The organism is Novosphingobium sp. GW821-FHT09E05, assembly GCF_059416165.1.
Window position 1 is genome coordinate 136,856 of the sequence record NZ_JBWKOQ010000004.1, and the last position, 14,736, is coordinate 151,591.

The 14,736-nt window shown below is 68.8% G+C and carries 10 protein-coding genes; 3 read left to right on the top strand and 7 right to left on the bottom strand.

Going from position 1 to position 14,736, the window contains the following annotated elements; genetic code table 11:
- Window positions 1-36 precede the first annotated feature (36 nt).
- Genes AC07M9_RS16685 through AC07M9_RS16710 form a run of 6 tightly spaced genes read right to left on the bottom strand, consistent with a single transcriptional unit; the run spans window position 37 to window position 6,734 of the window.
- The gene (locus tag AC07M9_RS16685) at window positions 37-690 is read right to left on the bottom strand and encodes a YjbE family putative metal transport protein (RefSeq protein ID WP_494885221.1); all 654 of its coding nucleotides are present in this window, start codon (window positions 688-690) and stop codon (window positions 37-39) included.
- On the bottom strand, window positions 687-1,763 hold the full coding sequence (locus AC07M9_RS16690) for a D-alanine--D-alanine ligase family protein (protein WP_494885223.1): 1,077 nt from the start codon (window positions 1,761-1,763) through the stop codon (window positions 687-689). Before AC07M9_RS16690 ends, AC07M9_RS16685 begins: the two co-directional genes overlap by 4 nt.
- The gene (locus AC07M9_RS16695; protein ID WP_494885225.1) at window positions 1,750-2,832 is read right to left on the bottom strand and encodes an AbrB family transcriptional regulator; all 1,083 of its coding nucleotides are present in this window, start codon (window positions 2,830-2,832) and stop codon (window positions 1,750-1,752) included. The genes AC07M9_RS16690 and AC07M9_RS16695 overlap by 14 nt, the downstream gene beginning before the upstream one ends.
- A complete protein-coding gene (locus tag AC07M9_RS16700) occupies window positions 2,829-4,130 on the bottom strand; it encodes a CitMHS family transporter (RefSeq protein ID WP_494885226.1) in 1,302 nt (433 codons plus the stop codon). Before AC07M9_RS16700 ends, AC07M9_RS16695 begins: the two co-directional genes overlap by 4 nt.
- A 28-nt stretch (window positions 4,131-4,158) precedes the next feature.
- Window positions 4,159-5,643, bottom strand: coding sequence for an OprO/OprP family phosphate-selective porin (locus AC07M9_RS16705; protein WP_494885228.1), 1,485 nt, complete (start codon window positions 5,641-5,643; stop codon window positions 4,159-4,161).
- Window positions 5,640-6,734, bottom strand: coding sequence for an ABC transporter substrate-binding protein (locus AC07M9_RS16710; RefSeq protein WP_494885229.1), 1,095 nt, complete (start codon window positions 6,732-6,734; stop codon window positions 5,640-5,642). The genes AC07M9_RS16705 and AC07M9_RS16710 overlap by 4 nt, the downstream gene beginning before the upstream one ends.
- A 94-nt stretch (window positions 6,735-6,828) precedes the next feature.
- Between AC07M9_RS16710 and AC07M9_RS16715 the strand changes: the two genes are divergently transcribed.
- From AC07M9_RS16715 to AC07M9_RS16725, 3 genes are all read left to right on the top strand, one after another.
- Window positions 6,829-7,494 carry a response regulator gene (locus tag AC07M9_RS16715; protein ID WP_494885231.1) on the top strand — a complete coding sequence of 222 codons (666 nt, stop codon included), beginning with the start codon at window positions 6,829-6,831 and terminating at the stop codon, window positions 7,492-7,494.
- The gene (locus AC07M9_RS16720) at window positions 7,491-8,867 is read left to right on the top strand and encodes a sensor histidine kinase (protein WP_494885233.1); all 1,377 of its coding nucleotides are present in this window, start codon (window positions 7,491-7,493) and stop codon (window positions 8,865-8,867) included. Before AC07M9_RS16715 ends, AC07M9_RS16720 begins: the two co-directional genes overlap by 4 nt.
- A gap of 104 nt (window positions 8,868-8,971) precedes the next feature.
- The gene (locus AC07M9_RS16725) at window positions 8,972-11,764 is read left to right on the top strand and encodes a bifunctional diguanylate cyclase/phosphodiesterase (RefSeq protein WP_494885235.1); all 2,793 of its coding nucleotides are present in this window, start codon (window positions 8,972-8,974) and stop codon (window positions 11,762-11,764) included.
- Between the two features lie 15 nt (window positions 11,765-11,779).
- On the opposite strand, the gene AC07M9_RS16730 is transcribed toward AC07M9_RS16725, so the two are convergent.
- Entirely contained in the window at window positions 11,780-14,692 is a 2,913-nt protein-coding gene (locus tag AC07M9_RS16730) for a PAS domain-containing protein (protein ID WP_494885236.1), read from the bottom strand.
- Window positions 14,693-14,736: the final 44 nt, after the last annotated feature.

Sequence of the window (14,736 nt, forward strand, 5' to 3'; positions counted from 1 at the left end):
AGGGGCGGGAGCATCGCTGCTCCCGCCCCTGCACCATCAGAACAACACCAGCAACCCGCGAGCCGGATCGACCAGACCTTCCCAGATCATCTTGCCCGCAACATAGACGATCACCAGCAGCCCGACATAGGCGAGCCAGCGATAGCGTTCGATCACCCGCGCCAGCACGTTGGCGGCAAGGCCCATCAGCGCGACCGAAAGGATCAACCCGATCGCGAGGATGCCGGGGTGGTCGCGCGCGGCACCGGCAACGGCGAGCACGTTGTCGAGGCTCATGCTGACGTCCGCCACCGCGACTGCCCAGGCGGCGGCCGCAAAGGTGCGCGGCGCCGACTTGGCGATGGCGTCGGTATCCTCGCCGCCCTCGCCCCCGGCCTGCAGCTCGCGCCACATCTTCCACGCTACCCAGACGAGCAGCAGCCCGCCCGCGAAGACGAGGCCGACGACCTGCATCAGCTGGCTGACCACGAGTGCGAAGGCCACGCGCAGGACCAGCGCGGCCATCACGCCGATCAGGATCACCTTGCGGCGCATGACCGGCGGCAGGCCCGCGGCCAGCGCGCCCACGACGATGGCATTGTCCGCTGCCAGCATGATGTCGATCAGCACCACCTGCCCGAACGCGGCGAGCGCGGCGGGGGAGCCGATGTTGGAGAAGTCGGCAACGATATGCTGCCACAGGTCGGTCATTCGGGATGTTCCTTGTTGGTCCATGCGGCGCGCGCGGCCGCGAGCAGAAAGTCGGAGTAGCGCCAACCGATCGCGGCGGCGGCGAGGGTGGAGAGGCTGTTCTGGTCCTCGCGGCCGTGCCGTCCGGCGCCGGTAAGGTTGGGCTTGGCGTTGACGTCGAACAGCAGGAACGTGCCGTCGGCGTCGGCCCGGCAGTCGATGCGCATGGTGGCGCGAATTTCTAGCAGCGCGGCGGCGGTCTCACAGGCGGCGGTCACCGCCACGATGGCGGGATCGGCGCATTCGTCGAGCGTCAGCGCCGCGCTGTTGCGGCTCACCGGCACGTCGCCGTTGTAGGGCGCGACATCGCCCACCTGGTCGAAGCGGCGGATCGGAGGGAGCGCGAAAGGTGCGTGTTTACCGGGGTGGGCGGCGGCAGGCATCACGGTGATCGTGATCTCCTCGCCCGGCAGGAACTGCTCCAGCATGATCGCCGCGCCGAAGCGCCGGCTTGCCGCGAGGGCCGTGACCTGGAGGCTGAGCTGGTCGAAGTCGCGCGCGACGCTTACCCCCTGGCTTCCCCGCCCGCGCAGGGGCTTCACCACCAGCGGCAAGCGGTCGGCGAACGGCCTGATGAACGCGTCGACGTCAGGCGCATCGCCGTCGATCAGCCACGAGCGCGCGACCGGCAGGCCCGCATCGCGAAGCCGGCCATTGGTTGCCCGCTTGTCATCGATGGCCTGCATTGCCTGCGGGTCGGGACCGACGATCCAGGCACGGCGGCTCGCCTCCTCGATCGGATGTCCTGCGAACACCACGGTATTGGCCCATAGCAGCGTCGCGCCGGCTGCGAGAGCCTCGGCAATGCCCTCCGGCGTATCGGGCCACACCCAGTCGAACACGCTCGCACGATCGGGATCAGCCACCGGCGTCACCAGCGTGCAGCCCGCCGAGACGAGCGCCGCGCCAATGTCGGCGCCGCTGTCCGAATAACCGCCGGGCTTGGCCTCCTTGCGCGCGCCGTCGATAACCGGCGGTTCGAGCGCCTGGTAGAGAATGGCGATCTTCTGCCGTAGCGGATCAGGCGCTTTCATCGGGAGCTCCCATCATGCGGAACGCGAAGGGCGCGCCAGCGATGACCAGCATCACGCGCACGAGGTGGTGGACGATCACGAAGCCCGCCTCGAGCGACAGGCTGAGCGCGACCATGCTCATCTCCGCCACCCCGCCGGGCGAATAGGCCAGCGCGACGAGCGCCGGGTTGAGCCCCGTGCCCCACCCGATCGCGAATGACCAGCAGAAGGTCACGACCAGCAGGATTGCGGTAGACCCCGCCGCCAGCACGAGCGTGCGGACCAGCGTCCGGAAGGATAGGCCGACGAAGCGGCAGCCGATCGTCGCGCCCAGCCCCACTTGCGCGGCGGCGATCGCCCAGGCGGGGATATGGAAGTCGCTTAGGCCCGAAAGGTGCACGGCGGCGCTGACGAACAGCGGGCCCATCAGGTGCCACGCGGGAAGGCGCAGCGCCTTGCCCAGCGCTGCGCCGACGATGACGCAACCGAGCGCCCACGGGAGCAGCGACCAGCTCGCCTGCCCCACCACCTGCGCCGCTGCCATGACCGGTGCGTGGGTTCCGGACTCGAAAGCGCGGATCAGGAACGGCAGGATGAACACGACGAGGAAGATGCGGGCGCCGTGGATCAGGCCGATGGTGCGCTCGTCCGCGCCGCGTTCGGAGCCCATGACGACCATCTCGGCGATGCCGCCCGGCATTCCGGCGAAATAGGCGGTCGGCGGGTCGAACTTGGCGACGCGGCGGAAGTAGAGGATGCAGGCGAAGGCGGAGGTCGCCAGGAACAGCGGCAGCAGCGCGATGGGCACGATCCACTGCATGGCCTGCGCGAACAGACCGGGATGGAAGGCGCTGCCCAGCACGACGCCGATCACCGCCGCCATCGGGCGGCGGCTGGCGCCCGATGCCTCGATCGGCAGTCGCGCTATGCTGCCGCCCGCGCAGGCGATCATCGAGCCGAGCACCCACGGCAGCGGCGCGCCGATCGACCAGAACAGCGCGCCCCCCACGGCCCCCAGCGCCAGCGCGGCAAGGAAGCGCAGGACGGTGCGCCGCGCTCCTTTGCCCGTATTCGCGCCCTCCCCCGTCATCCGACGAAGGGGAACGCCAGCACGAGCATGCCCACCACGGTCATCACCAGGCAGCACAGCGCCGCTGGGACCAGCGTGAAGCGCTGGTGGTCGGCAAGATCGACGCCGGCGATGCTGACCAGGAGGTAGGTCGAAGGCACCAGGGGGCTGAGCAAATGGACCGGCTGGCCCATCAGCGAGGCGCGGGCGATGGCGATCGGCTCCACCCCGTAGTGGGCGCCCGCCTCGGCGAGGATCGGGAGCATGCCGAAGTAGAAGGCGTCGTTCGAGATGAAGAAGGTGAACGGCAGGCTCAATAGCGCCGTGATAGGAGCCATGTAAGGGCCCAGCACGGGCGGGATGAAGTTCACGACCTCGTGGCTCATCGCGTCGACCATGCCGGTGCCCGAGAGGATGCCGGTGAAGATGCCCGCCGCGAAGATCAGGCCGACCACCGCCAGCACGTTGCCCGCATGGGCGGCGATGCGCTCCTTCTGCGTCGCGGTGTCGGGGTAGTTGGCGATCATGGCGATCGCGAAGGCCAGCATCATCAGGATCGGCAGCGGCAGCACGCCCCAGACCAGCAGGACCAGCAGCGCGATGACCAGCGCGGCGTTGAACCAGATCATCTTCGGCCGGCGCGCCTCGGGATACTGCGAAACCGCAAGGTCGCTCGCCTCGAGCGTCGTGGGCATCTCGATCGTGCCGATGCGGCGGCGTTCCTTGCGGCCGAAGTGGATCGCCAGGCCGATCAGGAACACGAGGCCCGCGATCATGCCCGGGATCAGCGGTACGAACAGCGTCGCGGGATCGAGCTTGAGCGCACTGGCCGCGCGCGCGGTCGGGCCGCCCCAGGGGGTCAGGTTCATCACGCCGCTGGTCACCATCAGCAGGCAGACGAGATGCAGGCGGTTCATGTCGAAGCGTTTGTAGAGCGGCAGCATGGCCGCCATCGTGATGATGTAGGTCGTCGAGCCGTCACCATCGAGGCTGACCAGCGCGCAGAGCACGACCGAGCCGATCAGGATGCGCATCGGGTCGCCGTGGACCAGACGGATCAGCTTGCCGACCAGCGGGTCGAACAGGCCGGTGTCGGTCATGGTGCTGAAGAACAGGATCGCGAAGAGCAGCATGACGCCGGTCGGCGCGAGGTTCTTCAACCCGTCGATCATCATGGCGCCGAGGCCGGAATGGAAGCCGGCGAGCAGCGCGAAAAGCGTGGGCACGACGATCAGCGCGACCAGCGGTGTCATCCGCTTGGTCATGATGAGCGTCATGAATGTGGCCACCATCAGGAAGCCGATCAGGGCAAGGCTCATGTTCGTCCTATGTCTGGTTGGGTGCGGTTCAGAACGTCACGCCGACGCGGGCGGAGAGCGTCTCGCCGTCGTCCTTGCCGGTGTAGGCACCGGCGGCGTTGTCGGTGTTCCAGTGGATCGCGTTGACTTGGAAGCGGGTGAAGCTGTTGAGATACCAGTTCACGCCCAGCGTCGCCGCCCAGCCATCGGCGGGGGTGACGATGTCGTCGAAGGCCAGGTTTTCGTAGCGCGCGGTGACTTCGATCGCGCCGGGGCCGCCCTCGAAGATCGAGCGCTTGACCTTGGGCTGGCCGAAACTGCCGAGGCGCGGGTTGTAGGGCGGAAGATCGCCGGTCAGGAACCAGCCACCCGACACGCTCCACGCCTTGGTCACGAAGTCCGGGCGGCCGCTATCGAGCCGCGCATGGCGCTCGCCGGCCTCGGCCATGACCCAGACCGGGCCGGAATAGCCGCCCAGTTCGGCGCCGTAGCCGGTGGTGCCGGTCCCGCCGAGCAGCGTGCCCGTCGAGAGGCGCAATCCGCCGCTGAAGCGGCCGCCGATCACCGTGTTGCGCGTCAGGGTGCCGCGCCCCGGCTGGAGATGCTCGTCGAAGCCCCAGATGCCGAGGTGCAGGACCTGGCGGTCGGACTTGATCGGGTTCCAGTGCGCGCGGCCCAGAACCGTGCGGTTGTCCGAGGTGGACTGGTCGCCGTCGATGCGGTCTCCCGTCACCGTCAGCGAGGCGTGGCCGGTCTTCCAGAACAGGCGCGGCATGATGCCCAGGCCGTAGAAGGCGCGCTGCGGGATGATCGCGGTGGCGACCACGGTACGCTCGAGGAACGGCGTCGAATCCGAGCCGGTCGAGCCTTCGAAGCTGCGGTCGTTGAACAGGTGGCCGATGCGCACGTCGTAGTCGAGCCCCGGCGAGATGCGGTTGCGCCAGCCCATGAAGGCGGTGACGACGTCGACTTCGTTCTCCGAGAAGTCGCTCTCGAACTGGTAGAAGAAGTGCGTGCCGACAGTGCCTTCGAGGCCCATGCGCAGCGCGCGCATGCCGGTGGTGGTAAGGTTGCGGCCCTCGTACTTCGAACCGGTCGAGGTGCTCACGTCGGTGATGATGCGCCCGCGCGGCTTGAAGGTGAACATGCCGTCGGCGGAGTGGAATACGGGGAGGCCCTGTCCCCATTCGGTGCTGCCGCCGGCTGCCGCGACCGCTGCCGCGCGGATGCGCTCGATGTCGCGCTCGGCGGGGCCGGGGGGCAGCAGCTGGGCGGCGTAGGGCTGGGTCACGATCGGCGCGGGCGGCGTCACCGGCTCTGCTGCGGCCAGCACCGGCGCGGGTGCCTGCGGCGCTGCCGCGGCCACGGCGCGCTCCGTCTCCAGCTTTTCGACGCGCTGGCGCAGCGAGGCGATCTCGGCGGCCTGCGCGCGCACGAGGTCGGCAAGGTCGTCACGGCTCGGCGTCTGGGCGAGCGCCGGGGTCGACGCGATCAGCGCGACGAGGGCCGCGCCGGTGGACAAGGTGCGTGTCATGGATTCGTGTTTCCGGAGGACAGGATCGCGTTCCAGTCGCGCAGGAAGCGCTCCCGGGTCAGGCGATCGAGGTTGACGAGAAGCTGGGGCCCGACGCGCACGACGCGCGCTTGCCCCGCAGGCAACCGGCGCGAAGGAACGTCGCTACGCACCGGCCAGAGGCTGTGCCGGGCAAGCTGCGACTGCCCGGCGCGAGAGAGGAGAAAGTCAAGGAACAGCCGCGCAGCCGCCGGATGGCGCGCTTCGCGGGAAATGAAGGCGATGCGCGAGGTCACCAGCGTGTAGTCGCGCGGGAACACCACGCCGAGGTTCGGATTGCGCCGCGCCTGCTCCAGCGCGTAGGAGCCGATCACGTTGTAGGCGATGGCCAGCTTGCCCGAAGAGACCCCCGCCAGCATCGGCCCGGTGTTGGTCGCCAGCACCGGCCTGGTCGCCGCGATCGCTTCCATCAGGCTGCGGGTGTCGCGGGTCGTCTGGAAGTCCTGCGAAAGATAGAGGTAGCCGGTGTTCGAAAGCGCCGGGTCGAACGTCGCGACTTTGCCGGCGAAGGCCGCGCGGCGGGTTCGGAGCAGGGTTTCGAGGTCCTGGTGGCTGCGCGGGACCTGCGCGGCGGGAACCCGCTTGCGGTTGTAGACGATGCCGATCGGCTCCGCCGTCACGCCGAAGCCCATGTTCTTCCACACCGCCGTGTCGGGCAGGTAAGGCTTCTCGGGGCTGGCGTACTGCTGCGCGTAACCGTCGTTGATGAGCTTGATCTGCAGGTCCATCGCCGAGGACCAGACGATATCGGCCGAGTACTGCCTGGCGCGGGTCTCGCGCACGTAGCGGCTGTACATCTCGGTCGAGCCGATATCGGCGTAGAAGACCTGGATACCGGGGAAGCGGCGCTTGAACTCGGCCACGACCGGGACCAGTTCGGCGCGGTCGGCATTCGCGTAGATGCGCACGCGGCCTTCGATGCGGGCATCGGCGATCGTCGCGTCGTACGACCGGGGGTAGCCCGCCGGGCGCTGCGGCGCGGCCGGTCGCTGGGCAGCCGCCGGCACCGCGAGCAGCGCGGCCAGAGCCAGGACAGGGGTGACGATGCGCATTTCGGTTCCTCTCGCTTTCCGGATCGAATGTCGGATAAGCAGTGCCGATGCTCTACGATTGCAACCTGTCATTCACCTTTCACGGATTCCCGCCTTGCGGATCCTGATCGTCGAGGACGACGCGGCCCTCGCGCGCGGGGTCGTCACCCTGCTGCGCGCCGCCGGCCACGCCGTCGACCATGTCGGCTGCGGGGAGGAAGCGCTGTCGATCCTGGCGAACGAACCCTACTCGCTGGTGATCCTCGACGTCGGCCTGCCCGACATCGACGGCTTCGAAGTGCTGGCCCGCCTCCGCACCCGGGGCGATCAGGCGCAGGTGCTCATGCTCACCGCGCGCGACGGCCTCGACGACCGCGTGCGCGGGCTGGACCTCGGCGCCGACGACTACTTGCGCAAGCCCTTCGAGGTCGAGGAACTCGAGGCCCGCGTCCGCGCGCTCGGCCGGCGGCGGGGCGGTGACGCGGCGCCGGAAATGCGCATCGGCGCAATGACCATCAACCGCTCCACCGGCCGTGTCGAGGTGGATGGCCGTCATGTCGAGCTGCGCCGCCGCGAATGGTCGGTGCTGGAAGCGCTGGCGGCGCGGGCCGGGCAGATCGTCCCGCGCGAGACGCTGCAGGCCGAGGTTTTCGGCTTCGACGATCCGGTCGGCTCCAACGCGCTCGAAGTGAACGTGACGCGCCTGCGCAGCAAGCTGGCGCCCGATGGCCCGGCTATCCGCACCGTGCGCGGGGTCGGATACATGCTCGACCGTCCATGACGCAGTCGCCGAAAAGCGCGGTTTCTCTGCGCCATCGCCTGCTGACGGCGATGATGGTGCCGCTGGTGATCCCGGCGCTGGCGCTGGGCCTCATCGGCTGGGTGCTGATCTCGGACGTCGTGCGCCGCACCAACGACCGCGTGCTGGGCGGCGCGCTGGGGGCGATCGCGGAAACCGTGCAGGTGGAGCGCGGCGAGATCACGCTGGACCTGCCGCCCGCAGCCTTCGGGATGCTGGAGAATTCCGAGCGCGACAACGTCTACTACCGCATCGCCGTGGGGAACCGGATGCTGACAGGCTACGCCGACCTTCCCGCGCCCCCCCTCTCCGCCCTCTCGGCCGAGCGCGCGCGCTTCCGCTTCGCCGACTATCGCGGCCAGCGCATCCGCATCGCCGAGGTCCGGCGCGACCTGCCCCGCATATCGGCTCCGGTCGTCGTGCAGGTGGCCGAAACGCTCGAAAACCGGCGCTCTCTGGAGCGCGGGCTGATGACCGCCCTGCTGATCGGCGAGTTCGTGCTGGTCGGCATCGTCCTGCTCCTGATCCGCCCCGCACTGGGCTGGAGCTTGCGCCCGCTCGCCGAACTGCGCACCGTGATCGAGGCGCGCGACACCCGTGCCGCGCCCGACCTTTCGCCGCTCGAGACCGGGCCTCTGCCCGCCGAGCTGCAGCCGCTGTCGCGCTCGTTCGACCGCCTGCTCGCCCAGCTGGACCAGGCGACGACCGGCATGCGCCGCTTCACCGCCGATGCCTCGCACCAGATGCGCACGCCGCTTTCGGTGCTGAAGGTGCAGCTCGCCCTCGCGCGGCGTGGATCGAACGAGGCCCTGCACGAGATCGGCGAAGCAGCCGACCGGCTGGAACGCCTGCTGACCCAGCTCCTCGCCCTAGCCCGCGCGGACGAGGCGGGCGAGCAGCCGCCGTTCGTGCGGATCGACCTCAGGGAAGTCAGCCGCGCGGTCATATCCCGCCGCATCCACCAGGCGATCGACGCCGACGTGGAGCTGCGGCTCGATTGCGAGGGCGAAGGCCCCGTACTGATCGCGGGGCATCGGACGCTGGTCTTCGAGATGCTCTCCAACCTCGTGGACAACGCCATCCGCTACAACCGGGGGGACGGCACGGCGACGATCATGCTGGAACGGGGCGAGCGCGTGCGCCTGACCGTCACCGACACCGGCCCGGGCATTCCGGCCGCCCTGCGCGGCCACGCTCTCGATCGCTTCGCCCGCCTGCAGGGCGAGCAGGGCCCCGCCGGCAGCGGTCTCGGCCTGGCGATCGTCAAGGCCGTGGTCGAGCGGCTCGGCGCGGGACTGGAACTGGGCGACGCCGGCCCCGGCCTGCGCGTCACCGTGACCTTCCCGGCGGCGTAGCAATTTCTGGCCGAGAAAATGCCTATGGGAAAGAGGCTTAGGCGCTCGTTAACCAACAGCGGCTACCAAAAGCGCTCCTAAACCCCGGGGGCTCATTTTTTCCGATGTTCGATGTTCTGCTGTGCATCCACGACCAGCACGACGGCTTGCTCGTTCTCCTGGCGGCGCTGATCTGCGTCATCGCGACGATGAGCTCGGTCCAGTTGCTTCGCCATGCACGCTACCTTTCGGGCCATGCGGTGACGCGGTGGATCTGCGGCGCCGGCATCGCAGTCGGCTTCGGCATCTGGGCGACTCACTTCGTCGCCATGCTGGGATACGATCCGGGCGTGATCGCCGGCTTCCGGCTTCCCGCGACGGTCGTCTCGCTGGTGACCGCGATCGCGATGACGACCATGTCGTTCTCCATCGCCCTCGCCCGGCCCGACCGCAAGGGACTGGCGCTTGCCAGCCTGCTCGGCGGCGGCGGCATCGCGGCGATGCACTACATCGGCATGTCCGCTCTGGAAATGCCGGCGGACATCCGCTGGAACGGCGGATACCTCGCTCTCTCGCTGCTGTTCGCGGTGCTGCCCATTGGCCCCGCCCTCGCACTGGCGGTGCGCGGTCGCTCGGTGCGCAGCGGCGTCGGGGCGGGCCTGCTGATGACGCTTTCGATCGTGTTGCTGCACTTTACCGGCATGACGGCCGTCCGGCTGGTGCCCGCGCCGCTCGACCTGCGAACCGGCGTCCTGATGTCGCCCGAAGGCATGGGCGCGGCGATCGCTGCCGGGGCGCTCGGCATTCTGGCGGTCTGCATCTCGGTGCTGGCCGTGGCGCGTCAGGCCCGCCTGGCGATCCACGCGAGCGAGCGCGACATGACGATCCTCGTGAAGGGCATCACCGACTGCGCGATCTACATGCTCGACCTAGACGGTATCGTCGCCAACTGGAACGCCGGGGCTCAGCGCCTGAAGGGCTATACCGCGAGCGAGGCGATAGGCCTGCCGCTCGCCGGCTTCTACACCCCCGGGGAACGCTCCGAAGGCGTGCCCGAACGGGCGCTCGCGATCGCCGCGCAGACCGGCAAGTTCACCGGCGAGGGCTGGCGCGTGCGCTGCGACGGCAGCCGCTTCTGGGCGCACGTCACGATCGAGAAGATCGCCGACGAGAATGGCGACCACATCGGTTTCGCCAAGATCACGCGCGACATGTCCCGCTTCAAGGAGGACGAGGACCGCCTCAAGGCCATGGCCCGCCATCTCGATGCAGCGCTGGGCAACATGTACCAGGGCCTCTGCCTGTTCGGGCCGGACGAGCGGTTGCTGGTGGTCAATGCCCGGTTCAAGGAAATCTGGGGCATCGACCAGGAGCTTTCGCTGATCGACATGACGCCCGCGGACGTCGCGCGGCTGGTGCTGGAAGCGCACGCGCACGCGGCGGTGCCGCCAGGACGGATGGACGAACTGCACCGCCTGCTCGCCCTGCCGCCCGCCGATCATGGCACCTCATCCGTCCTGCTGGACCTGGGCGACGAGCTTGTCGTCTCGATGACGGGCTGCGCGATGCCCGATGGCGGATGGGTCACGACCTTCGAGGACATCACCGAACGGCGCCGCTCGGACGCCAGGATCGCGCACATGGCGATGCACGACGCCCTCACCGGTCTTCCCAACCGGGCCAGCTTCGCCCACTGGATCGATGCCGAACTGGGGCAGGCGCGCCATTTCGGCCATCAGCTGGCGGCGGTCATGATCGACCTCGACCGCTTCAAGGAAATCAACGACACCCGCGGCCACGGTGCCGGCGATGCCGCGTTGCAGCACCTTTCGATGCGCCTGCTCGACGTGATGGCGGAAGGCGAAGTGGTGGCCCGTCTCGGCGGCGACGAGTTTGCCGCCGCCAAGCGCTTCAAGGACAAGGCCGAGCTGGCCGGGTTCCTCAGCCGCCTGGATACCTGCTTCGCGACCCCGTTCGGCCCCGACGACAACTGCTTCCTGCTCGACGCCAGCATCGGCCTTGCGGTGTTCCCCCATGACGGGCAGCAGCGCGAGCAACTGCTGAACAACGCCGATCTTGCGATGTACCGCGCCAAGGCCAATGTCGGCGAGCGCATCGCCTACTACGAGCCCGAGATGGACGAGACCGCGCGCGCTCGCCGCCAGCTGTCCAACGACCTGCGCCAGGCGATCGACCGCAACGAGCTGTCCGTCCTCTACCAGGCCCAGCACGGCCTCGCGACGGGCGAACTCAACGGCTACGAGGCGCTGCTGCGCTGGCAGCACCCGACGCGCGGGCAGGTCCCGCCGGACGAATTCATCCCGATTGCGGAGGAGACGGGCGAAATCTTCCGCATCGGCGAGTGGGTCCTGCGCGAAGCCTGCAGGGAGGCGCGCAACTGGCCCCAGGACCTGAAGGTGGCGGTCAACCTCTCCGCCATCCAGCTTTCGCAGAACGAAGTCGTCGAGATCGTGCGCGGTGTCCTCCTGGAGACCGGGCTTTCACCGAGGCGCCTAGAACTGGAGATCACCGAAACCGCGATCATCGGCGACAAGCTGCGCGCGCTGCACCTGCTCCGCCAGATCAAGAGCCTTGGCGTCAGCATCGCCATCGACGATTTCGGTACGGGCTATTCCTCGCTGGACACGCTCCACTCGTTTCCGTTCGACAAGATCAAGATCGACAAGTCCTTCCTGCTCCGTTCGCAGTCGAGCGCGCAGGCCCGCGCGATCATCAAGGCGGTGCTGGCGCTGGGCCAGAGCCTCAACGTGCCCGTGCTGGCCGAAGGCGTGGAAACGGCGGACCAGCTCGATCTGCTCAAGGAACAGGGTTGCGACGAGGCGCAGGGCTACTACTTCGGGCGACCGGGACTTTCGCCCAGTCTCGCCGCCGCGCAGGCCGCCAGGCAGATCGCCTGACGGCCCGGCGGCGCCTCATTCCCCCATCAGGTCGCGCACGCGCGCGGCGAAGGTCTCGACGACGAACGGCTTGGTGAGGACCTGCATCCCCGGCTGCAGGTGCCCGTTGCCGATCACCGAATTCTCGGCATAGCCGGTGATGAACAGCACCTTGAGGTCGGGCCGTGTCTCGCGGCCGGCGTCGGCCATCTGGCGGCCGTTCATGCCGCCCGGCAGGCCGACGTCGCTGACCAGCAGGTCGATCCGGATGTCGGACTGCAGGACCTGGAGACCCGAAACGCTGTCCGCAGCCTCGATCACGGTATAACCCAGGTCCTCGAGGATGTCGGTCACGAGCATGCGCACGCTCGGCTCGTCGTCGACGACGAGAATGGTTTCCCCCGCCTCCGCCGCCGGGAGCGGCACGTCCACCGGCACCATGCGATCCTCGACCGAATCGCCGTAGTGGCGCGGCAGATAGATGCATACCGTGGTCCCCGCGCCCACTTCCGAATAGATGCGCACCTGCCCGCCGGACTGCTTGGCGAAACCGTAGATCATCGACAGGCCCAGCCCGGTGCCCTGGCCGAGCGGCTTGGTGGTGAAGAACGGATCGAAGGCCTTGGCGATGACGCCCGGCGTCATCCCGGTGCCCGTGTCGGTCACGCAAAGCGACAGATACTGGCCCTCGGGCATGTCATGGGTACGCGCGCCGTTGCGGTCGAGCCACTTGTTCGCGGTCTCGATGGTGATCCGCCCGCCGTCGGGCATGGCGTCGCGCGCGTTGATGCACAGGTTGAGCAGCGAGTTCTCGAGCTGGCTGGGGTCCACCAGCGTCGACCAGAGTCCCCCCGCGCCCACCGTCTCGACCTTGATCGCGGGGCCGACGGTGCGCTGGATGAGATCGGTCATGCCGTTCACCAGGGCATTGACGTTGGTGGGCCGGGGATCGAGCGTCTGGCGCCGCGAGAACGCCAGCAGCCGGTGCGTCAGTGCGGCCGCCCGGCGCGCGGCGCCCTGCGCGGCGACGAGATACTTGTCGACATCGGCGAGGCGCCCCTGGCTGAGGCGCGTGCCCACCATCTCCAGCGCCCCGGAGACCCCGGCGAGCAAATTGTTGAAATCGTGCGCGAGGCCCCCCGTCAACTGGCCGACGGCTTCCATCTTCTGCGCCTGCCGAAGCTGTTCCTCGGCCTCCATCAGTTCGACCGTACGCTCGACCACGCGCTGTTCCAGCGTCTCGTTCAGCGCCCGCAGCGCAGCCGCGGCGCGGTCGCGCTCTTCCTCGATGGTGCGCCGCTGCTCGATGTCGAGCAGCACGCCGGGGAAGCTCAGCGCCGAGCCGTCGGGCGCGCGGTCGACCCGGCCGTTGGCCTCGATCCAGTAGTAGCGCCCGTCGGCCCGCCGCACCCGGTAGGGATGGGCGTAGGAGCCGCCGCGCTGGATCGCTTCTGCCATCGCCTCGGCCAGTCCGGCGCGGTCTTCCGGGTGCACCGATGCGACCACTTGCGCCAGGCTGAGCGTATCGCGGCTCAATGACGGATCTAGGCCGAAGGCCTCGGCGAACGCCTCGTCGACGGTGAAGCGATCGTTGGGTATGTCCCAGAACCACGTGCCGATGATCGCACCCGCCGACAGCGCGAGGTTCACCCGGTCGATGTTCTCGCGCGCCAGGGCCTCGCTCTTTCGCAGAGCGTCCTCGGCCCGCTTGCGCGCCTCGATGTCGCGGAACAGGACGGACACCTGCCGCCGGCTCGCGGGTTCGACGCGCGCCGCGGACACTTCGATGTGGCGGCCGGCGGCGAGGAAATAGCGCTCGAAGCGGATCGGCTCGCCCGTGCGCAGCACGTTGCCGTAAAGTTCCGCCCAGCCTTCCGCGTCGTCCGGCTCGAGCTCGCGCAAGGTCATGCCCGCCACGTCGGCGATGCCCGACTGGCGCTCGTACCCGGCGTTGGCCTCGACATGGACGTAGTCGCTGAGCGGGCCGTGCGGCCCGTCGAAGAACTCGATGATGCAGAAGCCGTCATCCACCGCCTCGAACAGCGCGCGGTAACGCTCCTCGCTACGGGCCAGCGCATCGGCCGCTTCGCGCTGCCGGGTGAAGTCGCGGGCGATGCCGACGAAGCGGATGGGCGTGCCGGCTTCGTCGAATTCCATTTCCCCGGCGCGTGCCAGCCACCGGACTTCGCCCGTCTCCGCGTCCCGCACCCGGTATTCCACCTCCCGCACGGTTTCCCCCCGGCGCCGCGCCGCGGGCGTCGTGATGAGGTGATGGTCCTCCGCGATGATCTGCGCCTCGAAGGCCGAGGCGGGATACTGCGACGCCGCCGGCAGGCCATGGAGGCGGCAGAACTCGGCTGTCGGCGTGACCGTGCCGTCTTGCAGATCGAGCGTGAACAGCCCGACCTTGCCCGCTTTCTGGGCACGGCGCAGACGCGCCTGCTGCTGGTCGGCGACGAGGGCGGCGCGCCGCAGGTCCAGCGTCGTCATCACCTGCCGGGCGAGAACCTTGAGCGCCTGCTCCTGCAGGGGATCGAGATCACGCGGCTCGTAGTCGAGCACGCAGAGCGTCCCGATCGGTGTGCCCTGCGTGGTCTTGAGCAGCGCACCGGCATAGAAGCGCAGACCGGGCTCGCCCGTCACCAGCGGATTCTGGCTGAAGTGGCCGTCCTGCGTGGCGTCGGGCACCACCAGGAAATCCTGCTCTCCCTGCAGCGCCTTTATGCAGAACGAGGTTTCCAGCGGTGTCTCGCGAACGCCGAGGCCGACTTCGGCCTTGAAGAACTGCCGGTCGCTGCCCACGAAATTGACGACCGCGATCGGCGTGCGGCAGATCGCCGACGCGAGCTGGGCAATCTCGTCGAAGGCATCCTCGTGCGGGGTGTCCAGGACAGCGTACTGCGCCAGCGCGGCGTCGCGCCGGGCCGCGGGATCAGGGGCGTCGTTCATCGGGATCGGCTCTTGTCATTCCAGCATCGGGAAAGGGCACATCG

Coding starts and splice junctions, on each gene's coding strand:
- AC07M9_RS16695 (WP_494885225.1), bottom strand. CDS start 2,832: ATGACGGGGGAGGGCGCGAATACGGGCAAAGGAGCGCGGCGCACCGTC.
- AC07M9_RS16730 (WP_494885236.1), bottom strand. CDS start 14,692: ATGAACGACGCCCCTGATCCCGCGGCCCGGCGCGACGCCGCGCTGGCG.
- AC07M9_RS16720 (WP_494885233.1), top strand. CDS start 7,491: ATGACGCAGTCGCCGAAAAGCGCGGTTTCTCTGCGCCATCGCCTGCTG.
- AC07M9_RS16725 (WP_494885235.1), top strand. CDS start 8,972: ATGTTCGATGTTCTGCTGTGCATCCACGACCAGCACGACGGCTTGCTC.
- AC07M9_RS16685 (WP_494885221.1), bottom strand. CDS start 690: ATGACCGACCTGTGGCAGCATATCGTTGCCGACTTCTCCAACATCGGC.
- AC07M9_RS16700 (WP_494885226.1), bottom strand. CDS start 4,130: ATGAGCCTTGCCCTGATCGGCTTCCTGATGGTGGCCACATTCATGACG.
- AC07M9_RS16710 (WP_494885229.1), bottom strand. CDS start 6,734: ATGCGCATCGTCACCCCTGTCCTGGCTCTGGCCGCGCTGCTCGCGGTG.
- AC07M9_RS16690 (WP_494885223.1), bottom strand. CDS start 1,763: ATGAAAGCGCCTGATCCGCTACGGCAGAAGATCGCCATTCTCTACCAG.
- AC07M9_RS16705 (WP_494885228.1), bottom strand. CDS start 5,643: ATGACACGCACCTTGTCCACCGGCGCGGCCCTCGTCGCGCTGATCGCG.